Origin of the sequence: Phreatobacter sp. (genome assembly GCF_051860605.1) — a bacterium.
GTDB lineage: Bacteria > Pseudomonadota > Alphaproteobacteria > Rhizobiales > Phreatobacteraceae > Phreatobacter.
Map to the genome: position 1 here is coordinate 118,082 of NZ_JBHYDR010000009.1, position 24,380 is coordinate 142,461.

Here is a 24,380-nt window from a genome sequence, read left to right on the forward strand (position 1 = left end):
CAACGGGGGAACTGGCTGGCGCGGTGCGGTGGCCCGCGCGACGGGGCTGCGGTCCGAACCCACGTTGCGCCCGCCCGCCGCAGCCGCCCTCACCTCACACCGCCACAGGCCCCTTCGCGTCGAGCCAGGCCCGGGCCCAGGACAGCGCCTGGGCGATCTCGTCCTTGCTCATCTCGGCGGCAACCTCCTGCCGCTTGGATGCGGCCTCGCGGTCTCCGCGGAGCGCCGCAAGGTTGAACCACATATGGGCGGCGACAAGGTCGCGCGGCACCGCACGACCGGCGGCATAGAGCATGCCCAGTTCGCGCGCGGGCCGGTCTGCCAGCACATCCGGCACGATGGACGGCGACTGGGCCTCCGGCAGAAGGGGGACGGACATGGGTTGGCTCCGCATCCGGACAGGGCAACCGCCACCGGTTACCTCCACGAGCGGGCAGTCTGCTTCCCATAGGTCAATGATCACTTAACGCTACCGGTCCGTCACCACGGTGCCTCTGGACGGGCCGCAGCCGGCGCGGCAGAGTGCTTCAAGGCGTGGCCCCGTGAAGAACCGCGCCGGAGGAATGTCATGATGAAGCCCTTCGCCATCGCTGCCGCGGCGCTCGCAGCAGCGCTCACCGCAGCCCCTGCCCTTGCCCAGAGCCCGATCGGCACCTTCGCCAGCCAGACCGGCGATACCCGCGTCCGGTTCGCCGACTGCGGCGGCCAGATCTGCGGCACCATCGTCTCGGTGCGGGGCCAGACCCGCGACGAGAAGAACGAGAATGCCTCCCTGCGCAACCGCAACCTTGTCGGGGTCCGCATGATCACGATGCGTCCGGCCGGTGCGAATGCCTGGCAGGGGACGCTCTACAATTTCCAGGATGGCAAGACCTATAACGGCCGCATGTCCATGCCGGGCGCCAATTCAATGAGCCTGTCCGGATGCGTCATGGGCGGCCTGATCTGTCGCAGCCAGACCTGGACGCGGGTGAACTGAGCCTCGCTTGCTCGGCGGCCCTTGCCGGGCCAGCATGGTGTCCTGCCCCGAACGGACATCGCATGACCCGCACGGCCCTGATCTTCGCACTGACGGCACTCGCTGAGATCGCCGGCTGCTTTGCCGTCTGGGCATGGTGGCGTCTCGGCGCGTCCGTCCTATGGCTCGTCCCGGGCGCGCTCTGCCTTGGCCTGTTCGCCTGGCTGCTTGCCCTCGTCGAGGTTGGCGCCGCCGGGCGAACCTACGCTGCCTATGGCGGCGTTTACATCGCGGCCTCGCTGGCCTGGCTGTGGGCGGCCGAGGGCGTGCGCCCGGACCGATGGGACATGGCAGGCGCCGCCGTGTGCCTGCTCGGCGCCGCCATCATCCTCTACGCACCGCGCGCGGCCTGAAGGCTGGCGGCGCTAGCGTGCCGTCTGGCCGAACAGCACCGCCCGCGCAGCCGGGTCCTGAAGGGCCGCGGGATTGCGGTCGGCCTGGTTCACGGCGAGGCCGCGCTGCACGGCGGGGCGGGCCAGCATGCGCTCCAGCCACGCCTTCACGTTCGGGAATTCGGCAATGTCCTGGCCCTGCCGCTCCCAGCCACGGGCCCAGCCGATACAGGCCATGTCGGCGATCGTGTAGTCGCCGCAGATATAGTCGCGCCCCTCCAGCCGTCGGTTGAGCACGCCGTACAGCCGGTTCGCCTCCTTGGTGTAGCGGTCGACGGCATAGGCGATCTTTTCGGGCGCGTAGAGGCGGAAATGGTGGGTCTGGCCGAGCATGGGGCCGAAGCCGGCCATCTGCCACATGAGCCACTCCTCCACCGCAACGCGGCTCCGCTCGTCCTGCGGATAGAACTGGCCGGTCTTGCGCCCGAGATACATGAGGATGGCGCCCGACTCGAACACGGAGATCGGCTCGCCGCCCGGTCCGTCATGATCGACAATGGCCGGCATCCGGTTGTTTGGCGCGATCTTGAGGAAGTCCGGCTTGAACTGGTCACCCTTGCCGATATTCACCGGGATCACGGTGTAGGGCAGGCCGCACTCCTCCAGCATGATGGTGATCTTCCAGCCGTTCGGGGTCGGCCAGTAATAGAGGTCGATGGGCGTGTCGGACATGGCGCTCTCGCTTCCGCGTTGGGCGCGGCCCTGCTCGTCGCCGTGCCGCGCGGGCGAGGCTATGGGCTGACACCCCCGCCGCCAAGTCCTCATCGGCCATATCCGTGCGATGCCTCATTTGCATCGGCGCGCCAAGAGGCCATGATGCAACCGGACAGAGCGCAGTGCGAGACCCCATACCAGCGCGCGAACAGCCCATCGGGAGGCCCGTCACATGGCGTCGATTTCACGGTTTGCAGCGGCGGCGGGCGCCGCCCTTCTGCTTCTCGCCAGCCTCGCCCCGGCTGTGGCCCAGTCGGGCGCGGCCACCCGCGGCGCCACCGCCGGCCAGGCGCAGGCGCCGGCAGGCACCACGACGCCGCGCCGGCCGCGGTCAGCCGCACAGCTGCGCAACGACCAGATCATGCGCGACTGCGGCGCCGAATGGCGGCGTGACAAGGCACGCCTGCAGGCCGCCGGCAAGACCTGGCGCAGTTTCCTGCCCGAATGCCGGGCGCGCCGGCGCAGCTGAACTGGTCCGCACGCCTCAGTCGAGTGCCATCTTGAAGCCCTCGTGGCTCCTGGCGAAGCCGAGCCGCTCGTAGAAGCGGTGGGCATCGGTGCGGCTCTTGTTGGACGACAGTTCCAGGAGCCCGATGCCGAGCACGCGCGCCTGGCCTATGGCATGGCGCATCATCGCGCCGCCGATGCCGGAGCCGCGCAGGGAGGGATCGACATGGACGCTCTCGATCTTCCCGCGCGCGCGCCCGCGCTCGGCAAGCCCCGGCAACACGGTCAGCTGGTAGGTGCCGACCACCCTGCCCGCCTGCTCGGCGACGAACAGGTGGTTGGACCCGCTGGCGACGATCCGCCCGTAAGCGGCGGCATAGGCGGGATGGCGGCCTTCCGCCTCGGCCGCGGCGGCGTCCATCGGCGCCGAGGCATTGCCCATGGCGATGAGGGCGGCGATCCGCGGCACGTCGGCCGCGGTCGCCTCGCGCAGGATGGCAGCGTCCCCCGTCACGGACGCGAGGCCTTGGGCAGATCGTCCCTGGCGATGAAGCCCGGCAGCGCCTCCATGCGCTTCATCCAGGCACCGATGGCGGGATAGGCCTTGAGGTCGAAGCCGGCCTGCGGCGCATAGGCGACGACCCCATAGACGTCGATGTCGCCGATGGTCGGCTGCGATCCTGCGAGCCAATCGGAGGTCGCCAGCGCCTCGTCGAGCACCTTCAGGGCCATGCTGCCCTCGGCCCAGTACATTTCCATGATAGCCTGCGTGAAGTTGCGGATACCGAAGCGCTGGGCGCGCGAGCGGTAGACCGGCCCGGCAAGACGGTCGAAGTCCCAGAACATCCATTCGCGGGCGCGGGCAAGATCGCCGATGCCATCGCCCTTGAACTTGCCCAGCTCAGCGGCGAGGTGCTCAAGGATGGCCGCAGACTGGCACAGGGTCAGTCCGGTCTTGTGGTCCTCCAGCACCGGCACCTGACCGAACCGGTTCTTGGCGAGAAAGGCGGGAGTCTTGTGCTCTCCGGCACGCAGATTGAGCGACACATAGGCGAAATCCTCGCCGCAGAGGCTGAGCATCAGACCGACCTTGTAGGTCGGCCCCGACAGCCAGAAACCGTTGAGCGTGAAGCGTTTTGACATGAGGCGTTCTCCCGTTGGCGCCGCATGGGAGACAGGTTTGCCACACGCCGCAAGAGCGCGCGTCGTCATCGCTGCCATTCGTTCCGCCGGCGTGACAGCCGGGTCACGCCGAGGCCCATCACATGGGTCAGCGCCAGCAGCGCGGCGGCAATCAGGAGAAACTCCGGCCCGGCCCCGTTCGCGGCGACGATGATCGGGTCAGCGCCCGCCGGCGAATGCACCGTGTCGGTCATCAGCATCACCACCAGCGCGAGCGCAACCGCGGCTGCGACTGCATAATCCGAGCGGCCGAGCATGACGGCGACAAAGCCGGCGGCGATGCCGACCGCATGTCCGCCAAAGAGGCTGCGTGGCCGCGCCATGCGGCTGTCCGGCATGCCGAACACGATGACGGCCGAACCACCGATGGATGCCAGCATCAGCGGCAGCGAGACCGATCGGAAGGCAAGCGCGGCGACCAGCACCACCGCGGCCGTGGCAAGGCCGGCAAGGGCAAGATTGACCGGGCGCCCTGCGCCCCCATCCGACATCGGCAATGGCCTGCCCTCCCGCCTGCTGCGCCGGGGTCCGACATGCAAGGCGCAGACCGGGTGGCGCGCCTTGCCAGCGGGCTACTCGATGCCGAGCTTCGCCTTCAGGATCTCGTTGACCGCGCCGGGATTGGCCTTGCCGCCCGAGGCCTTCATGACCTGCCCGACGAACCAGCCGAGCATGGTGGGCTTGGCCTTGGCCTGCTCGACCTTGTCCGGATTGGCGGCAATGACCTCGTCGATCACCTTCTCGATGGCGCCGGTATCGGTCACCTGCCGCATGCCGCGCGCCTCGACGATCGTCGCCGGGTCGCCGCCCTCGGTGAAGACGATCTCGAACAGGTCCTTGGCGATCTTCCCCGAGATCGTGCCCGCCTGGATCAGGTCGATGATGCCGCCGATCTGCGCCGGCGTCACCGGCGAGGCGGTCACGTCCCGGCCCTCCTTGTTCAGGCGGCCGAACAGTTCGTTGATCACCCAGTTGGCGGCGCTCTTGCCGTCCCGGCCCTTCGCGACGGCCTCGAAATAGTCGGCGCTCTCCTTTTCCAGCACCAGAATGGAGGCGTCATACGGCGTCAGCCCATAGTCGGCGATCAGCCGGGCCTTCTTGGCATCCGGCAGTTCCGGCAGCTTCGCCGCCAGATCGTCGACATAGGCCTGGTCGAATTCCAGCGGCAGCAGGTCCGGGTCGGGGAAGTAGCGGTAGTCGTGCGCCTCCTCCTTGGAGCGCATCGACCGCGTCTCGCCCTTCACGGCATCGAACAGCCGCGTTTCCTGGTCGATCGTGCCGCCATCCTCGATGATGCCGATCTGCCGGCGCGCCTCGTATTCGATCGCCTGGCCGATGAAGCGGATGGAATTGACATTCTTGATTTCGCAGCGCGTGCCGAGCGGCCCGCCCGGCCGGCGCACCGACACGTTGACGTCGGCGCGAAGGTTGCCCTTCTCCATGTCGCCGTCGCAGGTGCCGAGATAGCGCAGGATGGTGCGCAGCTTGGTGACATAGGCGCGCGCCTCCTCCGAGGAGCGCATGTCCGGCCGGGACACGATCTCCATCAGCGCCACGCCCGAGCGGTTCAGATCGACATAGGAATGGCCCGGGCTCTGGTCGTGGATCGACTTGCCGGCATCCTGTTCCAGATGCAGCCGCTCGATGCCGACCGTGAAGCTCTCGGTTGGCGAGAGGTCGACCGACACCTCGCCCTCCCCGACGATCGGGCTCTTGTACTGGCTGATCTGGTAGCCCTGCGGCAGGTCCGGGTAGAAATAGTTCTTGCGGTCGAACACGCTGCGCAGGTTGACCTGCGCCTTCAGGCCGAGACCGGTGCGGATCGCCTGACGGACGCACTCCTCGTTGATGACCGGCAGCATGCCGGGCATGGCCGCATCGACGAGACTGACATTGCTGTTGGGATCGTCGCCGAAACCGACCGCAGCTCCCGAGAAGAGCTTGGCGTTCGAGGCAACCTGCGCGTGGATCTCGAGGCCGATCACCACCTCCCAGTCGCCGGTGGCACCGGGGATCAGGTTCTTCGGGTTCGTGTGCATGGTCATGGGCGGGCCCGGGCGGATGACGAATGGCGGATGGCAACTGACGAAAAGAGGATGGTGACGAGCCGAGCAGCGCTCACGCGTCACCATCGCTTTTCCTTACCATCCTCCATTCGCCATTCGCCACCCGCCTTTTGCTGCTCACAAGGGCTGCGTGCCGCGTCCCACATAGAGGATCGGCCCGGTCGGCCGGCCCGTCGGCGAGCCGCCGGCCGGCTCCAGCGTGATCTCGTAGAGCTGGTCGCGTACGGGGCGCGGCATGCCGGTGGTGCGGTAGTCCTGCTGGCGCGCCTGCGCCATCAGGCCGACCGAACGTGGACCGACCTGCCGGTCCCACAGGGTCCAGACCTGCAGCGTGCGGCCCTCCGGTACCTCGATCGGCCGCAACGGCACGACGCGGATGCGCCCGTCCGCGAAGGCCTCGACGATGGCACCCGCCTCGTTGGTGTTCGGTGCCGTGAGGATGGCGACCACGGTCGGCGCCTCCACGGCCTGCCGTCCCGGCTGGAGCGCAACGATAATGGCCAGGAGTATCGCGGCGGCAGCACCCGCGAGCGAGGCCAGCCTGAGGGCCGGCAGACTGGTCCACAGGCGTTGAAGCCAGGTCCCGCCCGCCTCCGGATCGACCGCGGCCGGCCTGCCGATGGCCCGCTCGATCCGCGCCCAGAGTTCCGGGGAGGGCGTGACCCGCTGCGCCGTCTCGTCGAGCGCCAATAGGCGACGCCGCCAGTCGGCAACGGCGCGGCGCGCCTCGGCATCCGTGGCAATCCGCTGCTCGAAGGCTTCCATTTCCCCCGGCGTCAGCAGGCCGGCGACATATTCGCCGGCGGTCGCGACCAGATCGTCGGTCATCCCATGCACTCCCTGAGCGCGAGGAGGGAGCGGCGGATCCAGGCCTTGACCGTGCCGAGCGGCACCGCCAGCCGGCCGGCGATCTCGCCATGGGAAAAGCCGTCCACATAGGCCATCAGCACGCTCGCGCGGCGGCGCGGATCGAGCGCCGACAGGCAGCGCTTCAGGGCTTCGGTGTCGGGCAGCATGTCGAAGGCCGCGCCCGCCTCGATGGCGGCCCCGACATCCTCCGGCACCTCCTCCACAAGGTCCTCGCGGCGGCCGTCGCGCAGCACGTTGAGGGCCTGGTTGCGCACGATGGCATAAAGCCAGGCCCGCGCCGGACCCAGGTCCGGGTCGTAGCGATGGGCGTTGCGCCAGATCTTGACGAAGGCCTCCTGCACCACTTCTTCCGCCAGTTCCCGCCGTTTGACGATGCGCAGGGAGACGCCCAGCATGGCCGGCCCCTCGCTCTCGTAGATCAGGCGCAATCCGTCCCGCTCGCCCCGCCCGCAGCGCGCCAGAGCCTCTCTCAGGTCGTCGGGCGTCGCCGCCATGCCGGTTCTCCCCCCAGATCAGACCCGACCGACAAGCCGACTACACGTCAGCCGCCCGGTTGGATGCAGCGGCACGCTAGCGCGAACGGCAGCGCCGACCAATGTGGCGGTTCAGCGCCGTGCGGGCTGTTCGATCCGCCGGGCAAGGCGCCGGAACAGGAAGCCGAGAACCAGGGCGCCCACGGCGAAGCCGAGCAGATAGGCGATCTTGAAGGCGGGGTCGCCGGTGCGCCAGCTCATCAGGGCGTAGATCAGAAGCAGGCCGGTCATCGCCCAGGCGAGCCAGGCCGACACGGTCAGGCAGGCAATCGCCATTGCCCTGGCAATGGGCAGGAACTCGCCCATTCTACCCCCACCAGCGCTCCGTCACCGGGAACCGGCCCTTCGCCCGCTCGATGACCGCTGCCACGGAGAACAGCGTCTCCTCGTCGAAGGCCCGCCCGATCAGTTGCAGGCCCAGCGGCAGGCCCTGCGCGTCGCGCCCGGCCGGAACGGCAATGCCCGGCAGGCCGGCCATGTTCACCGTCACCGTGAAGACGTCGTTCAGATACATCTCGACCGGATCGGCCGAGCCCTTCTCGCCGATGCCGAAGGCAGCCGACGGCGTCGCCGGCGTCAGGATGGCATCGACGCCCTTGGCATAGGCCTCCTCGAAGTCGCGCTTGATGAGGGTGCGCAACTGCTGGGCACGAACGTAATAGGCGTCGTAATAGCCGGCGGAGAGCACATAGGTGCCGATCATGATCCGCCGCTTCACCTCCTTGCCGAAGCCCTTCGCGCGGGTCTTCTCGTAGAGATCGACGATGTCGCGGCCGGGCTCGCGCAGGCCGTAGCGCACGCCGTCATAGCGGGCGAGATTGGAGGACGCCTCGGCCGGCGCCACGATGTAATAGGCCGGCAGCGCGTATTTCGTGTGCGGCAGGGAGATTTCGACGAGGTTCGCGCCCGCGTCCTTCAGGATCGCCGCGCCCTCCTCCCACAGCCTGCCGATCTCCGCCGGCATACCGTCGAGGCGATATTCCTTCGGGATGCCGATGGTCATGCCCTTCACCGACCGGCCCACCGCCGCGGCATAGTCGGGCACGGCGAGATCGGTGCAGGTGGTGTCCTTCGGGTCGGCACCGGCGAAGGACGCGAGCATCAGCGCCGCATCCTTCACGTCGCGCGCGATGGGACCGGCCTGGTCGAGCGAGGAGGCAAAGGCGACGATGCCCCAGCGCGAGACGCGGCCATAGGTCGGCTTGATGCCGACCGTGCCGGTAAAGGCCGCAGGCTGGCGGATCGAGCCGCCGGTATCGGTCGCTGTCGCGCCCGCGCAGAGCATGGCGGCAACCGCCGCAGCTGAACCGCCGGACGAACCGCCGGGCACAAGATAGCTGCCCTCGATACCCCCTGCCCCCGCACCGACATTGGAGCCGTTGCGACGCCACGGATTGATCGGACCGGGGAAACAGCTCGTCTCGTTCGACGAGCCCATGGCGAACTCGTCGTTGTTGAGCTTGCCGAGCATGACCGCGCCGTCGCGCCACAGATTGGCCGTCACGGTCGATTCGTAGGTCGGCACGAAATTGCCGAGAATGTTCGAGCAGGCCGTGGTGCGCGTGCCCTTCGTGCAGAACAGGTCCTTCACGCCGATCGGGATGCCCTCCAGCGGCCCGGCCTCGCCCTTGGCGATACGCGCGTCGGAGGCCGCCGCCATCTCGAGAGCCTTGTCCGGCGTCTCCAGGACATAGGCATTGAGGCTGCGGCCGGCCTCCATGGCGGCAAGATAGGCCTTCGTCAGGTCGGTGGCCGAGAAGGTCCGGTTGGTCAGGCCGTCGCGGGCCTCGGCGATGGTCAGCTGCGTCAGCTCGGTCATCGGCTTACTCCACGACCTTCGGCACGGCGAAGAAATGGCCCTCGCGCTCCGGGGCATTGGCGACGATGTCGTCGGGAATGCCGCCATCGGTGACCACGTCCTGGCGCTTCTTCATCGCCATCGGCGTGACCGATGTCATCGGCTCGACGCCCGTGACGTCGACCTCGTTGAGCTGCTCGACGAAGGCGAGGATGGCGTTGAGCTCGCCCTGGAGGTGCGGCACCTCCTCCTCGGTCACGGCTATGCGCGCCAGATGCGCGATGCGGCGGACGGTCGCCTGATCGACGGACATGCGGTCATCACCCGGTGGAAGAACGATCCGCGCCTCTTAGCACCCGGCCGTTTCGCGCCGCAATGGCACCTTGCCTGTCAGCGCAGGGGCGAGAAGCGCGTCGGCCTGAGGAAACGGACGTGCTGGGTTTCCACCAGCCCCTTCACCCGCGCGAGATAATCCTGCCAGCGCGGGTCCGCCATCATCCCGTCGCGGCGGGCGAGCCGGTCGTCCAGGCTCTCGTAGGACCACCAGGCGACGACATGATTGAGTTCGTCGGTCTCGCTGGTGAAATAGCCGTGGAACGTGCCGAGCAGTTCCTTCTGGAGCGGCAGGCCGAACTCCTCGTAAAGCGAGACGAACTCGGCCAGATGCCCGGCCTTGATGCGATAATCGCGTTCCTCGACGATCATGGATCAGCCTTTCGCCGGTTTCGACGCATTGTCCTGAGGCGCGCCGGTGCCCGCCTCCTGCGATGCCGCCTGGGGATTGTGGCTCGGATCGGTCCAGCCGAACACCGTGCGCTTCTCGATTTCGGCGATATCGGCCGGCCGCGGGAAGGGCTCGGGCGCGGGCTCGCCGGGCGTCCGTTCGCGCCCGATGGCGGCGAAGAAGTCCTCCAGACCACCGGGCATCAGGAACCAGACGAAGGTCATCGGCTCGGGACCCGGATTAACGAAGCCGTGCCTGCGGTCGCGGCCGATGAACACGGTCGAGCCGGCCTCCATGGCAAGATCCTCGCCGTCGATGCGGGCAAAGCCCCGGCCCGCCGTCAGGTGGATCACCTCCTCGTGCCGGTCATGGGTGTGCTCGCGGATGTGACAGCCTGGTGCCACCGTTTGCGTGCCCATGGAGAAGCGGCTCTCGGATCGCACCGTCTTCGGGTTGAGGACGCAGCGCACGAAGCCGTTGGCCGGCACCGGCTGCCAGAAGGACGGGCTCTCCTCCGGTCCGAAGACCTTCACCTCGGCTGGGATCTGGTCCATCGCCTAGACCTCCTTGCGGTCGAGATAGCGATAGAGCGGCAGGGCGAACGGCGCGATGCGCCGGATCAGCGGCTGGAGCGGCTGCGGTGTCGGCTCGGAGAACGGCAGGCCAAGCTCCTTCTCCGGCACACCCTGCGTCAGTTTCGCCAGTTCCCGGCCGATCGAGATCGACAGCGCCACGGCCCGGCCGTTGCAGCCCGCCCAGGCATAGCCGTCGGGACCCAGCCGGTGGAAGCGCGGGAAGCCCGGCACCTGGGGCTTGAGGAGATTGTCCGGCGTCATGCCGACATAGCCGGACCAGACATAGTCGAACTCCACCTCGCCGATCTGCGGCCAGAGCGCCTGGAGCCGCGCGGCGACCTGTCGCCTGATATTCGCGCCGCCCTGCCCCGGCACCACGGCTGCGCCGCCGGTCACCAGCCTGTTGCGGGCATCCCAGCGGGCGAAATAGAGCTCGCGGTGCGTATCCGACATGGCCTGCCGGTCCGGGATGATGGTTTTTGCGACATTGTCGCTGATCGGCCGCGTGGCCATCTGCCACGACAGGATCGGAATGACCTCGCGGGCGATGTCGGGGGCAAGGTCCGGCGCGAACTCGCCCGTATAGGCATTGGTGGCCAGCACCAGCGCCTTCGCCTTCACAGAGCCTGCCGCCGTGCGCGCCACCCATCCGCCTCCCTCACGGACGAACCCGGTCACCGGCGAGCGCGCATGGATCGTTGCGCCGAGGCCGGTGGCCACATGCGCGAGCCCGCGCGCGAGCGCCAGCGGGTTGATATGCCCGCCCGTCCGGTTCCAGAAGCCGCCGAACCAGGCCTGCGAGCCGAGCATCCTTGCCATCGCCTCGCGGTCGAGCAGTTCGACCGGCGCTCCGAGCCCGGACCATTCCCGCACGCGCTTCTCGGCCACCTTGAAACGCCCCGGCGAATGAACCGGCTGCACCCAGCCGGCCTGCTCGGCCTCGGCGGGAATGTCGAACCGGCGGACGATATCGAACAGATATTGGGCACTGTCGCGCAGCACTGCGTTGAACCGTTCGCCGGCTTCACCGTGCCGGGCGGTCATGGCCGAAGGGTCATGCCCTGCGAGCGTCGGGATCACCTGGCCGTTGTTGCGCCCCGAAGCGCCCCAGCCCGGCTCGGCCGCCTCCAGAACAATGACCGACACGCCCACCTCGCGCAGGTGGATGGCCGTGGACAGGCCGGTGAAGCCGGCGCCGATCACCACCACGTCGGCGGCCACCTCCCCGCTCAGGGAGGACAGCACGGGGCCATCCTGGGCGGTGGCCGCCCACAGGGACGGTGGCCAGGTAACGGGAGCGGGCGCGCCGGGATCGGACATGAAGACTTCTTCCGCGAGTGTGGCATGATCTGTGAAGGGACATGAAAGCCCCATGGCCCGGCGCTCACAAGTGCGGCAGGCGCAGGGCCGCCGCAGCAGCCGCGGCGAGGGGTCGCGGACCGGCTGTCGGATTTGCAATAGACATAGAACAAATAGTATATCGTTCTACATAATATGAACTTTATAGAATTATTATTGCTTCTTGCTGGATTGAATCTCTCAGTTCGAGAATGATATTTCTCGATAGCCATGACGTGAGCGCAGCGGTGGCCCTCCAAAACTGCCGGGCCTGATGCGTTGCCTCGGCAGATGCATTAGGGTCAACTTGCCTGTGAAATTGTCAGACGGGGGAGCAGGGCATGCCGCTCAAACATATTCTCGGGGCGGACCACGTGGTCATCACGGTGCGCGATCTCGACGCGGCCGCCAGGACCTGGGCCGCGCTCGGCTTCACCGTCTCCCCGCGCGGCACCCACTCGCCGCATCTGGGAACCGGCAACTACACGATGATGTTCGCTGATGACTATCTGGAACTGCTGGGCGTGCTGGTCGAGACCGACCAGAACAAGCCCACGCGCGACTTCGTGGCCAGGCGCGAGGGCATCGAGCGCACCGCCTTCACCACCGACGACGCGGCGGGTGGCGCGGCCGAGCTCAAGGCGCGCGGGCTGGAGCCGCTCGGCCCGGTTCATTTTGGCCGTCCGGTGGACCTGCCCGGCGGCGGCACGGGCGAGGCCAAGTTCAACGTGTTCCGCTGGCCGCTCGACCAGAACCCCGGCGGGATGCGCATCTTCGCCTGCCAGCACCTGACGCGCGAGACCGTGTGGATTCCGGAGCTTCTGAACCATGCCAACGGCGCGACCCGCATCGCGCGCATCGAGGTCCTGACCGCGGACCCCAGGGCTGCGGCGGAGAAGATGGCGGGCCTGATCGACGAGCCGGCCAGCCAGACCCCCGATGGCTGGCGCGTGCCATCCGGTGGCAAGCGCGCCGACTTCCTCTTCTATGACGCCGCGGCCTTCAGCCGCCTCTATCCGGACGCGGTGCGCGCCGGCGCCACCACCGAGGGGGCCGCCGTGCTGGTGCTCGCCACCTCCGATCTCGCGGCCGCCGGCAAGGCGTCGGGAGCCATCGCCCACGGCGATGGTGGCCTCAGCGTGCCGGCCGCCCGCGCCAACGGCGTGATCGTCAGTTTCGTGCCACACTGAGCCCGCCACGCCGTCATTCAGTGCTTCCGGTGGCGGGCCGCTCCCGCCATCATCGCCAAACCGATCCGCTCACCGCCAGGAGGCCACCATGAACCTGACACGCCGCGCCGCGCTGATGACATCAGCCGCCATCGCCGCCAACGTGATCGATCCGATGCGCGCCTTCGCGCAGCAGACGCCGCGCCGCGGCGGGGTGTTCACGGTTCACTATGGCGCCGAGCAGCGCATGCTGAACCCCAGCCTCCAGGCTTCCACCGGTGTCTACATCATCGGCGGCAAGATTCAGGAGCCGCTGGTCGATCTGGACGCCAATGGCCAGCCGGTCGGCCTGCTCGCCGAGAGCTGGGAATCCACGCCCGACGGCAAGACCATCACCTTCAAGCTGCGCCGCGGCGTCACCTGGCACGACGGCAAGCCGTTCACCTCGGCGGATGTCCAGTTCACCGCCATGGAAATGTGGAAGAAGCTGCTCAACTACGGCTCCACCCTGCAGCTGTTCCTGACCGCGGTCGACACGCCCGACCCGCATACCGCGATCTTCCGCTACGAGCGGCCCATGCCGCTCAACCTGCTGCTGCGCGCACTGCCGGACCTCGGCTACATCTCGCCCAAGCACCTCTATGACAGCGGCGACATCCGCCAGAACCCGCGCAACCTCGCGCCTGTCGGCACCGGCCCGTTCAAGTTCGTCTCCTACGAGCGCGGCCAGCACGTTATCGCCGAGAAGAACGACAATTACTGGCGCGGCGCCCCCTATCTCGACCGCGTCATCTGGCGCGTCATCACCGACCGCGCCGCCGCCGCCGCGCAGATGGAGGCCGGACAGCTCCACTACTCGCCGTTCTCCGGCCTGACCATCTCGGACATGGCGCGGCTCGCCAAGGATCCGCGCTTCGTCGTCTCGACCAAGGGCAACGAGGGCAATGCCCGCACCAACACGCTGGAGTTCAACTTCCGGCGCAAGGAACTGGCCGACCTGAAGGTGCGTCAGGCGCTCGCCCACGCGATCAACGTGCCGTTCTTCATCGAGAACTTCCTCGGCGACTTCGCCAAGGCCGGCACCGGCCCGATCCCCTCGGTCTCGACGGATTTCTATCCGGGCGCGGACACGCCGCAATACCCTTATGACAAGGCCAAGGCGATGCGGCTGCTCGACGAGGCCGGCCTGCGGCCGGGCGCCGGCGGCGTGCGCCTGACGCTGCGCCTTCTCCCCGCTCCGTGGGGCGAGGATATCTCGCTCTGGGCCACCTTCATCCAGCAGTCGCTCGGCGAGGTTGGCGTGCGTGTCGAGGTGGTGCGCAACGACGCCGCCGGCTTCCTGCGCCAGGTCTATGCCGAGCACGCCTTCGACCTTGCCACCGGCTGGCACCAGTATCGCAACGACCCGGCGGTCTCGACCACCGTCTGGTACCGGTCCGGCCAGCCCGCCGGCGCGCCCTGGACCAACCAGTGGGGCGTGGCGGATGCGACGCTGGACAAGATCATCGACGACGCCGCAACCGAGGTCGATGCGGCCAAGCGCAAGGCGCTGTACGCCGATTTCGTCAAGCGCGCCAACGGCGAACTGATGATCTGGATGCCGATCGAGCAGATCTTCGTCACCACCATCACCGCCAAGGCCCGCAACCATTCCAACACGCCGCGCTGGGGCTCCTCGACCTGGCACGACCTGTGGCTGGCCGAGTGACGGCGACCGCCACGCCTGCGTGACACTGGACGTCCCCCGGCACGGCCGTCAGGACAGGCCGAGGGGCAAGCAGCAGACCCCGCAGACCGAGTGAAACGATGAAGGAGCCTCGATCCCCTCCCCTCGCTTCGCTCGGCCGGGGATGACGGGAAGGGTCTGTTCAGCCATGTGCCGCGTCGTATCCCTCGTTCTCGCCCGCGAACTGAACCCATGCGAATCCTGAGCCTTGCGGGGCGGCGCCTTGCCGCCTCGATCCCCACCCTGTTCCTGATCCTGATCGGCGTGTTCCTGCTGCTGCAGTTCGCACCGGGCGACACCGTCGACGCCATGATGGCGCAGATGGGCGGCGGCGACGCGCGCATGGCCGAGGAACTGCGCCAGTTCTACGGGCTGGATCTGTCGGTCTCGGCGCAGCTTGCCAACTACCTGTGGCGGCTGGTGCGTTTCGACCTCGGCTTCTCCGCGATCTACGGCAAGCCGGTGGCGACCGTCATTGCCGAACGCCTGCCGGCGACCATCCTGCTGATGACCGCATCGCTGTCCTTCGCATTCTTCTTCGGCCTGATCCTGGGCGTTCTGGCCGCGCGCCGCGTCAACAAATGGCCTGACACGCTGATCTCGACCGTCGGCCTCATCTTCTACGCGACGCCCTCCTTCTGGTTCGGCCTGATGGCGATCGTCGTCTTCTCCATCTACCTGCAATGGCTGCCGGCGGGCGGCCTGGAGGACATCACCGCCAGCCATAGCGGCATCATGCGCACGCTCGACATCGCCCGGCATCTGGTGCTTCCGACCCTGACGCTCGGGCTCATCTTCCTCGCCATCTACCTGCGCATCATGCGCGCCTCGATGCTGGAGGTGCTGAACCTCGATTTCGTCCGCACGGCCCGCTCCAAGGGCCTCGACGAGACGCGCGTCATAGTCCGCCACGTGCTGCGCAACGCCCTGCTGCCCATGGTGACGCTGATCGGCCTGCAGGCCGGCACCATGCTGGGCGGCTCGGTGGTGGTGGAGAGCGTGTTCTCGCTGCCCGGCCTCGGGCGGCTCGCCTATGAGAGCGTGGTGCAGCGCGACCTCAACACACTGCTGGGCATCATCTTCGTCTCGGCTCTGCTGGTCATCACGGTGAATTTCCTCGTCGACCTCGTCTATGCCCGGCTCGATCCGCGCATCACCTCGGGGGCCTGAGCGATGATCTTCCTCAAGGCCTATTTCCGCTCGCCACCGGCCATTGTCGGCCTCGTCCTGCTCATCGTCGTCATTGCCATGGCGCTGTCGGCCCCCTTCCTCTTCCCCCGCGATCCGCTGGCGCTTGCGGGGCGTCCGCTGCTCTGGCCCTTCTCCAATCCGCGCTTTCCCCTCGGCACCGACAATTCGGGCCGCGATATCGCCGCCCAGATCTTCTACGGCGCGCGCATTTCGCTGCTGATCGGCGGGGTCGCAACCGTCATCGCCATCGTCATCGGCATCGCGATCGGCGCGCTCTCGGGCTATTACGGCGGCTGGGTCGACAATGTGCTGATGCGCATCACGGAGGCCTTCCAGACCCTGCCGAACTTCCTGCTTCTGCTGGTCCTGGTCGCGGTCTTCGGCTCGAACATCGTCAATGTCACGATCGCGATCGGCATCGTCTCCTGGCCGGCACCGGCAAGGCTCACGCGCGCCGAGTTCCTGTCGCTGAGGAACCGGGAATTCGTACAGGCCGGCCGCACGCTCGGCCTCAAGGACATGAAGCTGATCTTCGGCGAGATCCTGCCGAATGCCCTGCCACCGGTCATCGTCTATGCGAGCGTGGTCATGGCGGTGTCGATCCTCCTGGAAAGCGCCCTCGCCTTCCTGCGGCTGTCCGACCCCAACGTCGCGTCCTGGGGTAACCTCATCGGCCTCGGCCGTGATGTCCTGCGCGTGCAGTGGTATGTGTCCGCCATTCCCGGCATCGCCATCCTTGTTACCGTGCTCGCCGTCTCGCTGGTCGGCCAGGGCCTCAACGACGCCCTCAATCCGAGGCTGAAGGGCCGATGACCCAACACGACCCAAGCGTCCTCGTTCTCGACGCCCTGTCCGTGCGCCTGCCGCCGGGCGCCGACCGGCCCCATGCGATGAAGGATGTCTCGCTCAGCATTTCCTCGAACGAGATCCTCTGCGTGGTCGGCGAATCCGGCTCCGGCAAGTCGATGACCGCCAACGCGATCATGCGGCTCCTGCCGGCCGGCGTGACCATCGACGGCGGCAAGGTGCTGTTCGGCGGGCGCGACCTGACGCAACTCTCCGAGGCGGAGATGCGTGAGGTGCGCGGCGCGGGCATCGCCATGATCTTCCAGGAGCCGATGACCGCGCTCAATCCGCTGCGCACGATCGGCGACCAGATCGGCGAGATGTTCTCGATCCACACGCGGCTGTCGAAGTCCGAGATCGCCGGGCGTGTCCAGGGCCTTCTGGAAGAGGTGCGCATCCCCGATCCGAAGCTTGCCGCCCGGGCCTATCCGCACGAGCTCTCCGGCGGCCAGCGCCAGCGCGCCATGATCGCCATGGCGCTCGCCCTGGACCCCAAGCTGCTGATCGCCGACGAGCCGACGACCGCCCTCGACGTGACCACGCAGGCGCAGATCCTCGCCCTCATCAAGGACCTTCAATCGCGCAAGGGCACCGCAGTGCTGTTCATCACCCACGATTTCGGCGTCGTCGCCGAGATCGCCGACCGGGTGGCGGTGATGCAGCACGGGCTGGTCGTCGAGCAGGGTCCGGCCGACGAGATTCTGAACCGGCCGAAGCACCCCTATACCAAGCAGTTGATCGCTGCCGTCCCGCCGCTGAAGGCACCGCCTCCGCGCAGCCTCGCCACCGATGTGATCCTGACAGTCGACGGCGTGTCGAAAACCTTCCGCACCGGCGGCTTTCTGGGGCGCGGCGTTCGCGTCACCCACGCCGTGAAGGACGTCTCGCTGAGCCTGCCCAGGGGCGGAACCATCGGCATTGTCGGCGAATCCGGCTCGGGCAAGTCGACGCTGGCCCGCTGCATCATCCGCCTGATCGATCCCGATACCGGTGTGATCAATCTCAACGGCCGGGACCTGGCGAAGCTGACGCGCGAGGAGATGCGCCGCGAGACGCGCCATATCCAGATGGTGTTCCAGGACCCGTTCGGCTCGCTCAATCCGCGGCGCAAGGCGGGCGAACTGGTTGCGCAGGGCCCCATTGTCCATGGTCTGAGCCGCGCCGACGCGCTGGCGAGGGCAAAGGAGCTCTTTGCCCTCGTCGGCCTCGATCCGGCCTCGACCGAGCGTTATCCGCATGAATTCTCGGGTGGACAGCGCCAGCGCATCGGCCTTGCCCGGGCGCTTGCCCTGCAGCCGGAAGTGCTGGTGGCCGACGAGGCAGTCTCCGCACTCGACGTCTCCGTGCAGGCGCAGGTGCTGCGCCTCCTGGCGGACCTGCGCGAAAGGCTCGGCCTGTCCATCGTGTTCATCACCCATGACCTGAGGGTCGCGGCGCAGGTCTGCGACCTGGTCGCGGTGATGAAGAACGGCGAGGTGGTGGAAGCCGGCCCCATCGGCGAGGTCTTCGGCCAGCCGCAGCACCCCTATACGCAAGCCTTGCTTGCCTCGATTCCGGGCCGCGAATTCGGTCTGTCGCGCGAGGCTGTCCCCGCCTGAGCCGGCGGCTCAGCGGCACCGGTCTGCGCGGCTGCCTTGCAGCCACCGGCCTGCCGGACGGCTGGTCAGGCTCGACCGGGGTGGTAAGGTCCGCGCCCCTGCCGGCAAGGAAACGGCCCGTCCATGGTCGACATCGCGACCCGCGTCTACAACCACACCTGGAAGCTCGACCCGATCATCCGGTCGCTGCTGGATTCCGACTATTACAAGTTCTCGATGCAGCAGTTCATCCGGCGCTTCCACCCGGAGGTGAACGCGACCTTTGCCCTGACCAACCGTACCACCTCCATCCGCCTCGCCGACGTGATCGAGGAACGCGAGCTGCGCGACCAGCTCGATCATGCCCGCGAGCTGCGCTTCCGGCCGAAGGAGTTGATCTGGCTCGCCGGCAATACGTTTTATGGCCGCGAGCGCATTTTCGGGCCGGACTATCTCACCTTCCTGAAGGATTTCCGCCTGCCCGACTATCAGCTCGAGAAGCGAGACGGGCAGTTCGAACTGACCTTCGCAGGCAAGTGGGCAGAGACCACGATGTGGGAGGTGCAGGCGCTCGCCATCATTAACGAGCTGCGCGCCCGCGCCACCATGCGCTCCATGTCGAAGCTGGAGCTCGACATCCTCTACGCCAATGCCAAGGCGAAGGCCTGGGAGAAGATCAAGCGCCTGCGCCGCCTCAAGGACGAGGTCGGAACGCTCAAGATCTCCGATTTCGGCACCCGGCGCCGCCACGGCTATCTGTGGCAGCACTGGATGATGGAGGCCATGGCCGACGGGCTCGGGCCGGAGGTTTTCACCGGCACCTCCAACATGAAGCTTGCGATGGACCTTGGCCTGGAGGCCATCGGCACCAATGCGCACGAACTGCCGATGGTCTATGCGGCGCTGGCGAAGACGGACGAGGACCTTCTGAGCGCCCCCTACCGGGTGCTCCAGGACTGGGCGCGCATTTACGACCAGAACATGCGGATCATCCTGCCGGACTGCTTCGGCACCGCCCATTTCCTCGCCCATGCGCCGGATTGGGTGGCCGACTGGACCGGCGCCCGGCCCGATTCCAAGGAACCCATGGAGGGCACCGAGGAACTGATCCGCTGGTGGCAGGACAAGGGCCGGGATCCGGCACGGAAGCTGGTCATCCTGTCCGACGGCATGGACATCGACTCGATCGAGGCCACCGCCCGGCATTTCGCAGGCCGTGTCCGCATCGGCTATGGCTGGGGCACCAATCTCACCAACGACTTCAAGGGCTGCGTCCCGAATGGCGACGCCGATGCGCTGGCGCCGATCTCGGTGGTCTGCAAGGTGGTCGAGGCCAATGGCCGGCCCGCGGTGAAGCTTTCCGACAATCCGCTGAAGGCGACCGGTCCGAAGGACGAGATCGAACGGTATCGCCGCGTCTTCGGCACGGCAGGCATGAAGGCCCAGTCCGTCCTCGTCTGAACGCACCATTGCAGGAGCATTCGTCATGCATGACCTGACCGGCAAGGTCGCCTTCATCTCCGGTGCCGGCTCGGTCGGCGAGGGCTGGGGCAACGGCAAGGCGACCGCCGTGCTGCTCGCCCGCCAGGGCGCGCGCGTCTACGGGACCGACATTTCGCTGGCCGCCGCGGAAGAAACCATGCGCCTGATCGAGGCCGAGGGCGGAACCTGCGCCGCGCGCGCGGTGGACATGACGTCCGCCTCCCAGGTGGAAGCAGCCGTTGCCGACTGCCTCGCCCGCTTCGGCCGAATCGACATTCTCGTCAACAATGTCGGCGGCTCGGCGCCCGGCGATCCGGTGACGATGAGCGAGGAGGTCTGGGACCGCCAGCTCGACATGAACCTCAAGACCGCCTTCCTCGCCTGCAAGCATGTCATTCCGGTCATGGAGCAGCAGGGCGGCGGCGCCATCGTCAACCTGTCCTCGATCGCGGGCGTGCGCATCCTGCCCGACCGGCCGCACGTCGCCTACACCACCGCCAAGCTCGGCATTCTCGGCTTCTCGCGGTCGATCGCCGTGACCTATGCGAAGCAGGCGATCCGCTGCAACACGGTGATCCCCGGACTGATGCACACTCCCCTGGTCGAGCACCGGCTGGCGAAGACCGTGGCGGGCGGCGACGCATCGGCACTCATCGCCTCGCGCAATGCGCAGGTGCCGACGGGCAAGATGGGCGATGCGTGGGATGTCGCGCAGGCCGTGCTGTTTCTCGTGTCCGACGAGGCGCGCTATGTCACCGCCGCCGAGATCGCGGTCGATGGAGGGCTATCGGCAGCGAGCCGGTGATGCGTCGTGACCGGCCTCGCCACGGCTGCTATGCTTCCCCGAGAAGGAGGCCACCATGAACGTGATGGTCACCCCCAAGGCCGATGACCTGTCCCGGCGGCTCTTCACTGTCGAGGATGCCTTCCGCATGGTCGAAACCGGGATCATCGGGCCTGACGAGAGGCTCGAGCTGATCGAGGGGGAGTTCGTCCGGGTGAATTCCAAGAACAACTTCCACCAGAGCGTACAGAACCGCCTGACCAAGGCGCTCATCCGGGCGGTGCCTGATGATCTCGCCGTCGGCATCGAGCCGACGCTGAAGCTCGACGATTTCACCTTCGTCGAGCCCGATATCGTTCTCTATCGCTACAGCGAGGCGCCGCGCCTGACCGCCGACCGCGCCATGCTGGTGATCGAGATTTCCGATTCCAGCCTCGGTTTCGATCTTGGCCCGAAGGCCCGGCTGATGGCACAGGCCGGTGTGACGGACTATTGGGTCATCAACGCGCAGTCGCTTGAAGTGACCATCCATCGCGAGCCGCGCGCCGATGGCTACGGCAGCATCAGGCGCCTCGGACGCGGCGAGACCCTGAGCCCCATCCATCCGGACCTGACGGCTGTTGCGTTGCGCCTCGCTGACCTGGTCTGAGCGGATCTACTCTGCCGCCGCCTGCGTGCCGAAGCTGCCCTTCGCATGGCGCTTGGGCTTGGCCGCGACCTTCAACGCCTCGAAGTCGGCACGCTCCCTGACCGCATTGCGCAGCGCCTGGTCCTTGCCCGGCGCATATTGCGGCGGCTGGTGGATGTCGACGCCATACCAGGCGGCCGCCTTCAGCATGAAGGACGGATCAGCAAGATGCGGCCGTCCGAGCGCCACCAGATCGGCCCGGCCGGCGGCCAGGATCGTGTTCATCTGGTCGGCCGATGTGATGTTGCCGACGCAGAGGGTCTTCACGTCCGCCTCGTTGCGGATCGCGTCCGAGAACGGCGTCTGGAACATGCGGCCATAGACCGGACGGCTCTGCGGGGTGGTCTGCCCGGTGGAAACATCCACGACATCGACGCCGGCCTCGGCGAAGGCACGGGCGATGGCGATGGAATCGGCTTCCGTGATCCCGCCCTCGGCCCAGTCGGTGGCCGAGATGCGCACCGACATCGGCCGCTCCGCAGGCCAGGCCGCACGCATGGCCTCGAAAACCCGCAGCGGAAATTTGAGGCGGTTCGCGATGCTGCCGCCATGGCTGTCGGTGCGGGTGTTGGTCAGCGGCGAGAGGAAGCTCGCCAGAAGGTAACCGTGGGCACAGTGCAGCTCCAGCATGTCGAAGCCGCAGCGGATGGCCCGTCCGGTCGCCTCCACGAACTGCCCGACGATGCGCGCCATGCCGGCCTCGTCCAGTTCGGCGGGCACCTGGCTGTCGGGATAGTAGGAGATGGGAGAAGCCGAGACGATCGGCCATGCCCCCTCCGCGAGGGGCCGGTCCATGCCCTCCCACATCAGCCGGGTCGCACCCTTCCGCCCGGCATGGCCAAGCTGGAGGCAGATTTTCGCCTTGCCGTTGGCATGGGCGAAATCGACGATGCGCGTCCAGGCGGCCTCCTGTGCGTCGGACCAAAGGCCCGCGCAACCGGGCGTGATGCGCGCCTCGGGCGCGACGCACACCATCTCGGTGTAGACGAGCCCCGCCCCGCCGATGGCCCGCGACCCGTAATGGACCATGTGCCAGTCGCCGGGCAGACCATCGACCGCCGAATACATGCACATGGGAGAGACGACGGCCCGGTTCTCCACCGTCATGCCGCGAAGGGCGAGCGGCTGGAACAGCGGCGGCCGCGGCCGGTGGACGTCGGCGCCAGGGACGGTCTCGGCGAACATGCGGTCAGCCTCGGCGACGAAGTCCGGCGCCCGCAGCCTCAGGTTCTCGTAGGTGATCGCCCTTGAACGGGTCATCAGCCCGAAGGCGAACTGGCGCGGATCCATGTCGCGGAACCGGTCGACATGCTCGAACCAGACGAGCGAGACATCCGCGGCATGCTGGGTGCGCTCCACCTCCTCGCGCCGGTCGGTCTCATAGGATGCGAGCGCCTCCCTGACGGTGCCCTTCGCGCGAAAGGCATCGAACAGCGCGATGGAATCCTCCATGGCGAGCTTGGTGCCTGCGCCGATGGAAAAATGCGCGGTGCCCTTGGCATCGCCGATCAGGACCACGTTGTCCTTCACCCAGCGCCTCGACCGGATCATCGGAAACTGCCGCCAGAGGGAGCGGTTGGTGATCAACGGATGGCCCGCCAGCTCCTCGGCGAAGACGCCCTCGAGGAAGCGCGCGGAGGCCTCCTCGTCCATCCGGTCGAGCCCGGCGCGGACGAAGGTTTCCGGGTCCGTCTCGATCACCCAGGTCGAGCGGCCGGCGGCGTACTGGTAGGTGTGGGCGATGAAAATGCCGTGCTCGGTCTCGCGGAAGAAGAACGAGAACGCATCGAGCTCGCGGGTCGAGCCCAGCCAGGTGAAGCGGTTGGGGCGCAGGTCCACCTCGGGGCGGAAATGGTCGCGGCTGGCCTCGCGGATGCGCGAATTGATGCCGTCGGCGGCGACAATCAGGTCATATCCGTCAAAGGCCGAAAGATCCGGCTCGACCTCGGACTGGAAGCGCATCGCAACGCCCAGCGCCCGCGCCCGCTCCTGCAGCAGCAGCAGCAGCGTCTGCCGCGAGCAGCCGCAGAAGCCGTTGCCGCCGATGCGATGCACCGATCCCTTGAAATGGACCTCGATGTCGTCCCAGTAGGCAAAGTTCTCGGTGATTGCCCGGTAGCTCTCCGGGTCGTAGCGCTCGAAAATGTCGAGCGTCGCATCGGAAAACACCACGCCGAAGCCGAACGTGTCATCCGGCCGGTTGCGCTCGAAAACGGTGATCTCGCAGGCCGGCTGCCAGGCCTTCATCAGGATGGCGAAATAGAGCCCGCCAGGTCCGCCGCCGATCACCGCGATGCGCATGGAGATCTCCTATCTCGGCCTGCAGCCTTGCATCAGGCAACTGCGTCCTTGAGGCTCGCTGCGAACCAATCCGGAAAATAGTTTAGGTCTAAAATAAATCCCGGCAAGGGCCGCCGGGGCCTTGCCCGGAATTATTTGAAGCTTAAAACATTCGGGCAGGAGGCTCAGATGGCGACCGAGACTGCCCCCCGCTCCCCCGCCGGCCGGCCCCTCGCAGGGCAGCGCGCGCTGGTCACTGGTGGCGGCCGTGGGATCGGCCGGGCGATCGCGGCGGCCCTCACCGGCGCTGGCGCCCATGTCACAGTGCTCGGCCGGGACGGGGCGCGCCTGCGGGCGGTCGTGGAGGCCGGCGAGGCCGCGGGCCATGTCGTTGCCGACGTCACCGATCCGGAAGCGCTGCATGCGGCGATCACCTTCTCCGGGCCCCTCGACATTCTGGTCAACAATGCCGGTGCCGCCGAAACGCAGCCGGCCCGGCGTCTCGACCGCCGGGTCTTCGACCGCATGGTCGCGCTGAACCTGACCGCCGTCTATGACGGCATCCGCCTCGTCCTGCCCGGCATGGTCGCCCGCGGCCAGGGGCGCATCGTCTCGGTCGCCTCCACCGCGGGGCTGATCGGCTATCCCTATGTCGCAGCCTATTGCGCGGCCAAGCATGGCGTCGTCGGCCTCACGCGCGCGCTGGCGAAGGAAACGGCCGCCTCCGGCGTCACCATCAACTGCGTTTGCCCCGGCTTCACCGAAACCGACCTCGTCGCCGGTTCGATCGGCACCATCGTCGAGAAGACCGGGCGCGCGCCCGAGACGGCGCTGGCGGAGCTGACGAAATCCATGCCGATCGGCCGCCTCATCCGACCGCAGGAGGTGGCCGCGGCCGTGCTCTGGCTGGTCGGTGATGCGGCCGGCGCCGTGACCGGCATCGCCCTGCCGGTGGCAGGCGGCGAACTCTGAAGGAAGCG

27 protein-coding genes are annotated in these 24,380 nt (G+C 67.5%); 12 read left to right on the forward strand and 15 right to left on the reverse strand.

Annotated features, from left to right (window positions below; translation table 11 throughout):
* Positions 1–94: 94 nt before the first annotated feature.
* Positions 95–379, reverse strand: coding sequence for a hypothetical protein (locus ACTIFS_RS16135; protein ID WP_439575142.1), 285 nt, complete (start codon positions 377–379; stop codon positions 95–97).
* Positions 380–568: 189 nt separating this feature from the next.
* Here ACTIFS_RS16135 and ACTIFS_RS16140 point away from each other — a divergent pair, with 189 nt between their 5' ends.
* Positions 569–979 (forward strand): DUF2147 domain-containing protein, encoded by a 411-nt coding sequence (locus ACTIFS_RS16140; RefSeq protein ID WP_439575143.1) that lies wholly within the window; start codon positions 569–571, stop codon positions 977–979.
* 62 nt (positions 980–1,041) lie between these two features.
* A complete protein-coding gene (locus ACTIFS_RS16145) occupies positions 1,042–1,371 on the forward strand; it encodes a YnfA family protein (RefSeq protein ID WP_439575144.1) in 330 nt (109 codons plus the stop codon).
* 12 nt (positions 1,372–1,383) lie between these two features.
* On the opposite strand, the gene ACTIFS_RS16150 is transcribed toward ACTIFS_RS16145, so the two are convergent.
* Positions 1,384–2,082 carry a glutathione binding-like protein gene (locus ACTIFS_RS16150; protein WP_439575145.1) on the reverse strand — a complete coding sequence of 233 codons (699 nt, stop codon included), beginning with the start codon at positions 2,080–2,082 and terminating at the stop codon, positions 1,384–1,386.
* Positions 2,083–2,296: 214 nt separating this feature from the next.
* Between ACTIFS_RS16150 and ACTIFS_RS16155 the strand changes: the two genes are divergently transcribed.
* The gene (locus ACTIFS_RS16155) at positions 2,297–2,593 is read left to right on the forward strand and encodes a hypothetical protein (RefSeq protein ID WP_439575146.1); all 297 of its coding nucleotides are present in this window, start codon (positions 2,297–2,299) and stop codon (positions 2,591–2,593) included.
* A gap of 15 nt (positions 2,594–2,608) precedes the next feature.
* Here the strand turns inward: ACTIFS_RS16155 and ACTIFS_RS16160 are convergent, their stop codons facing one another.
* The 12 genes from ACTIFS_RS16160 to ACTIFS_RS16215 all read right to left on the reverse strand — a co-directional run bounded on the left by ACTIFS_RS16160 (position 2,609) and on the right by ACTIFS_RS16215 (position 11,639).
* Positions 2,609–3,085 carry a GNAT family N-acetyltransferase gene (locus ACTIFS_RS16160; protein WP_439575147.1) on the reverse strand — a complete coding sequence of 159 codons (477 nt, stop codon included), beginning with the start codon at positions 3,083–3,085 and terminating at the stop codon, positions 2,609–2,611.
* Positions 3,082–3,714, reverse strand: coding sequence for a glutathione S-transferase family protein (locus ACTIFS_RS16165; protein ID WP_439575148.1), 633 nt, complete (start codon positions 3,712–3,714; stop codon positions 3,082–3,084). The genes ACTIFS_RS16160 and ACTIFS_RS16165 overlap by 4 nt, the downstream gene beginning before the upstream one ends.
* 65 nt (positions 3,715–3,779) lie before the next feature.
* Positions 3,780–4,244, reverse strand: a complete 465-nt coding sequence (locus ACTIFS_RS16170; protein WP_439575149.1) for an HPP family protein — start codon at positions 4,242–4,244, stop codon at positions 3,780–3,782.
* Positions 4,245–4,325: 81 nt separating this feature from the next.
* The gene (gene gatB / locus ACTIFS_RS16175; protein WP_439575150.1) at positions 4,326–5,798 is read right to left on the reverse strand and encodes an Asp-tRNA(Asn)/Glu-tRNA(Gln) amidotransferase subunit GatB; all 1,473 of its coding nucleotides are present in this window, start codon (positions 5,796–5,798) and stop codon (positions 4,326–4,328) included.
* Between the two features lie 138 nt (positions 5,799–5,936).
* Entirely contained in the window at positions 5,937–6,647 is a 711-nt protein-coding gene (locus ACTIFS_RS16180; protein ID WP_439575151.1) for an anti-sigma factor, read from the reverse strand.
* Positions 6,644–7,183 (reverse strand): sigma-70 family RNA polymerase sigma factor, encoded by a 540-nt coding sequence (locus tag ACTIFS_RS16185; RefSeq protein ID WP_439575152.1) that lies wholly within the window; start codon positions 7,181–7,183, stop codon positions 6,644–6,646. Before ACTIFS_RS16185 ends, ACTIFS_RS16180 begins: the two co-directional genes overlap by 4 nt.
* Positions 7,184–7,294: 111 nt before the next feature.
* Positions 7,295–7,528: a hypothetical protein gene (locus ACTIFS_RS16190; RefSeq protein ID WP_439575153.1), complete on the reverse strand. Its 234-nt coding sequence runs from the start codon at positions 7,526–7,528 to the stop codon at positions 7,295–7,297.
* A 1-nt stretch (position 7,529) separates the two neighbouring features.
* Positions 7,530–9,041, reverse strand: a complete 1,512-nt coding sequence (gene gatA / locus ACTIFS_RS16195; RefSeq protein ID WP_439575154.1) for an Asp-tRNA(Asn)/Glu-tRNA(Gln) amidotransferase subunit GatA — start codon at positions 9,039–9,041, stop codon at positions 7,530–7,532.
* A 4-nt stretch (positions 9,042–9,045) separates the two neighbouring features.
* Complete coding sequence (gene gatC / locus ACTIFS_RS16200) at positions 9,046–9,333, reverse strand: Asp-tRNA(Asn)/Glu-tRNA(Gln) amidotransferase subunit GatC (RefSeq protein WP_439575155.1); 288 nt, start codon at positions 9,331–9,333, stop codon at positions 9,046–9,048.
* Between the two features lie 77 nt (positions 9,334–9,410).
* A complete protein-coding gene (locus ACTIFS_RS16205) occupies positions 9,411–9,725 on the reverse strand; it encodes an NIPSNAP family protein (RefSeq protein WP_439575156.1) in 315 nt (104 codons plus the stop codon).
* 3 nt (positions 9,726–9,728) lie between these two features.
* Positions 9,729–10,298 (reverse strand): cupin domain-containing protein, encoded by a 570-nt coding sequence (locus ACTIFS_RS16210; protein WP_439575157.1) that lies wholly within the window; start codon positions 10,296–10,298, stop codon positions 9,729–9,731.
* Positions 10,299–10,301: 3 nt separating this feature from the next.
* The gene (locus ACTIFS_RS16215) at positions 10,302–11,639 is read right to left on the reverse strand and encodes an NAD(P)/FAD-dependent oxidoreductase (protein ID WP_439575158.1); all 1,338 of its coding nucleotides are present in this window, start codon (positions 11,637–11,639) and stop codon (positions 10,302–10,304) included.
* A 359-nt stretch (positions 11,640–11,998) separates the two neighbouring features.
* On the opposite strand from ACTIFS_RS16215, the gene ACTIFS_RS16220 reads away from it, so the two are divergent.
* From ACTIFS_RS16220 to ACTIFS_RS16255, 8 genes are all read left to right on the forward strand, one after another.
* Entirely contained in the window at positions 11,999–12,847 is an 849-nt protein-coding gene (locus tag ACTIFS_RS16220; RefSeq protein WP_439575159.1) for a VOC family protein, read from the forward strand.
* 88 nt (positions 12,848–12,935) lie between these two features.
* Positions 12,936–14,534 carry an ABC transporter substrate-binding protein gene (locus ACTIFS_RS16225; RefSeq protein WP_439575160.1) on the forward strand — a complete coding sequence of 533 codons (1,599 nt, stop codon included), beginning with the start codon at positions 12,936–12,938 and terminating at the stop codon, positions 14,532–14,534.
* Positions 14,535–14,744: 210 nt separating this feature from the next.
* The gene (locus tag ACTIFS_RS16230; RefSeq protein ID WP_439575161.1) at positions 14,745–15,722 is read left to right on the forward strand and encodes an ABC transporter permease; all 978 of its coding nucleotides are present in this window, start codon (positions 14,745–14,747) and stop codon (positions 15,720–15,722) included.
* A gap of 3 nt (positions 15,723–15,725) precedes the next feature.
* The gene (locus ACTIFS_RS16235; protein ID WP_439575162.1) at positions 15,726–16,556 is read left to right on the forward strand and encodes an ABC transporter permease; all 831 of its coding nucleotides are present in this window, start codon (positions 15,726–15,728) and stop codon (positions 16,554–16,556) included.
* On the forward strand, positions 16,553–18,187 hold the full coding sequence (locus ACTIFS_RS16240; protein ID WP_439575163.1) for an ABC transporter ATP-binding protein: 1,635 nt from the start codon (positions 16,553–16,555) through the stop codon (positions 18,185–18,187). Before ACTIFS_RS16235 ends, ACTIFS_RS16240 begins: the two co-directional genes overlap by 4 nt.
* A gap of 123 nt (positions 18,188–18,310) precedes the next feature.
* Positions 18,311–19,627: a nicotinate phosphoribosyltransferase gene (locus ACTIFS_RS16245; RefSeq protein WP_439575164.1), complete on the forward strand. Its 1,317-nt coding sequence runs from the start codon at positions 18,311–18,313 to the stop codon at positions 19,625–19,627.
* Between the two features lie 25 nt (positions 19,628–19,652).
* Positions 19,653–20,453: an SDR family NAD(P)-dependent oxidoreductase gene (locus tag ACTIFS_RS16250; RefSeq protein WP_439575165.1), complete on the forward strand. Its 801-nt coding sequence runs from the start codon at positions 19,653–19,655 to the stop codon at positions 20,451–20,453.
* Between the two features lie 55 nt (positions 20,454–20,508).
* Positions 20,509–21,081, forward strand: a complete 573-nt coding sequence (locus ACTIFS_RS16255) for a Uma2 family endonuclease (RefSeq protein WP_439575166.1) — start codon at positions 20,509–20,511, stop codon at positions 21,079–21,081.
* Between the two features lie 6 nt (positions 21,082–21,087).
* On the opposite strand, the gene ACTIFS_RS16260 is transcribed toward ACTIFS_RS16255, so the two are convergent.
* A complete protein-coding gene (locus tag ACTIFS_RS16260; protein ID WP_439575167.1) occupies positions 21,088–23,421 on the reverse strand; it encodes a bifunctional salicylyl-CoA 5-hydroxylase/oxidoreductase in 2,334 nt (777 codons plus the stop codon).
* A 168-nt stretch (positions 23,422–23,589) separates the two neighbouring features.
* Between ACTIFS_RS16260 and ACTIFS_RS16265 the strand changes: the two genes are divergently transcribed.
* On the forward strand, positions 23,590–24,372 hold the full coding sequence (locus tag ACTIFS_RS16265; protein WP_439575168.1) for an SDR family NAD(P)-dependent oxidoreductase: 783 nt from the start codon (positions 23,590–23,592) through the stop codon (positions 24,370–24,372).
* Positions 24,373–24,380: the final 8 nt, after the last annotated feature.

What these genes read in the sequence shown, in the direction of transcription:
- gatB (WP_439575150.1), bottom strand. Translation starts at nt 5,798, where the DNA reads ATGACCATGCACACGAACCCGAAGAACCTGATCCCCGGTGCCACCGGC.
- ACTIFS_RS16135 (WP_439575142.1), bottom strand. Translation starts at nt 379, where the DNA reads ATGTCCGTCCCCCTTCTGCCGGAGGCCCAGTCGCCGTCCATCGTGCCG.
- ACTIFS_RS16140 (WP_439575143.1), top strand. Translation starts at nt 569, where the DNA reads ATGATGAAGCCCTTCGCCATCGCTGCCGCGGCGCTCGCAGCAGCGCTC.
- ACTIFS_RS16170 (WP_439575149.1), bottom strand. Translation starts at nt 4,244, where the DNA reads ATGTCGGATGGGGGCGCAGGGCGCCCGGTCAATCTTGCCCTTGCCGGC.
- ACTIFS_RS16220 (WP_439575159.1), top strand. Translation starts at nt 11,999, where the DNA reads ATGCCGCTCAAACATATTCTCGGGGCGGACCACGTGGTCATCACGGTG.
- ACTIFS_RS16225 (WP_439575160.1), top strand. Translation starts at nt 12,936, where the DNA reads ATGAACCTGACACGCCGCGCCGCGCTGATGACATCAGCCGCCATCGCC.
- ACTIFS_RS16255 (WP_439575166.1), top strand. Translation starts at nt 20,509, where the DNA reads ATGAACGTGATGGTCACCCCCAAGGCCGATGACCTGTCCCGGCGGCTC.
- ACTIFS_RS16265 (WP_439575168.1), top strand. Translation starts at nt 23,590, where the DNA reads ATGGCGACCGAGACTGCCCCCCGCTCCCCCGCCGGCCGGCCCCTCGCA.
- ACTIFS_RS16240 (WP_439575163.1), top strand. Translation starts at nt 16,553, where the DNA reads ATGACCCAACACGACCCAAGCGTCCTCGTTCTCGACGCCCTGTCCGTG.
- gatA (WP_439575154.1), bottom strand. Translation starts at nt 9,041, where the DNA reads ATGACCGAGCTGACGCAGCTGACCATCGCCGAGGCCCGCGACGGCCTG.
- ACTIFS_RS16210 (WP_439575157.1), bottom strand. Translation starts at nt 10,298, where the DNA reads ATGGACCAGATCCCAGCCGAGGTGAAGGTCTTCGGACCGGAGGAGAGC.
- ACTIFS_RS16155 (WP_439575146.1), top strand. Translation starts at nt 2,297, where the DNA reads ATGGCGTCGATTTCACGGTTTGCAGCGGCGGCGGGCGCCGCCCTTCTG.
- ACTIFS_RS16245 (WP_439575164.1), top strand. Translation starts at nt 18,311, where the DNA reads ATGGTCGACATCGCGACCCGCGTCTACAACCACACCTGGAAGCTCGAC.
- ACTIFS_RS16180 (WP_439575151.1), bottom strand. Translation starts at nt 6,647, where the DNA reads ATGACCGACGATCTGGTCGCGACCGCCGGCGAATATGTCGCCGGCCTG.
- ACTIFS_RS16250 (WP_439575165.1), top strand. Translation starts at nt 19,653, where the DNA reads ATGCATGACCTGACCGGCAAGGTCGCCTTCATCTCCGGTGCCGGCTCG.
- ACTIFS_RS16235 (WP_439575162.1), top strand. Translation starts at nt 15,726, where the DNA reads ATGATCTTCCTCAAGGCCTATTTCCGCTCGCCACCGGCCATTGTCGGC.
- ACTIFS_RS16165 (WP_439575148.1), bottom strand. Translation starts at nt 3,714, where the DNA reads ATGTCAAAACGCTTCACGCTCAACGGTTTCTGGCTGTCGGGGCCGACC.
- ACTIFS_RS16230 (WP_439575161.1), top strand. Translation starts at nt 14,745, where the DNA reads ATGCGAATCCTGAGCCTTGCGGGGCGGCGCCTTGCCGCCTCGATCCCC.
- ACTIFS_RS16190 (WP_439575153.1), bottom strand. Translation starts at nt 7,528, where the DNA reads ATGGGCGAGTTCCTGCCCATTGCCAGGGCAATGGCGATTGCCTGCCTG.
- ACTIFS_RS16260 (WP_439575167.1), bottom strand. Translation starts at nt 23,421, where the DNA reads ATGCGCATCGCGGTGATCGGCGGCGGACCTGGCGGGCTCTATTTCGCC.
- ACTIFS_RS16150 (WP_439575145.1), bottom strand. Translation starts at nt 2,082, where the DNA reads ATGTCCGACACGCCCATCGACCTCTATTACTGGCCGACCCCGAACGGC.
- ACTIFS_RS16205 (WP_439575156.1), bottom strand. Translation starts at nt 9,725, where the DNA reads ATGATCGTCGAGGAACGCGATTATCGCATCAAGGCCGGGCATCTGGCC.
- gatC (WP_439575155.1), bottom strand. Translation starts at nt 9,333, where the DNA reads ATGTCCGTCGATCAGGCGACCGTCCGCCGCATCGCGCATCTGGCGCGC.
- ACTIFS_RS16145 (WP_439575144.1), top strand. Translation starts at nt 1,042, where the DNA reads ATGACCCGCACGGCCCTGATCTTCGCACTGACGGCACTCGCTGAGATC.
- ACTIFS_RS16215 (WP_439575158.1), bottom strand. Translation starts at nt 11,639, where the DNA reads ATGTCCGATCCCGGCGCGCCCGCTCCCGTTACCTGGCCACCGTCCCTG.
- ACTIFS_RS16185 (WP_439575152.1), bottom strand. Translation starts at nt 7,183, where the DNA reads ATGGCGGCGACGCCCGACGACCTGAGAGAGGCTCTGGCGCGCTGCGGG.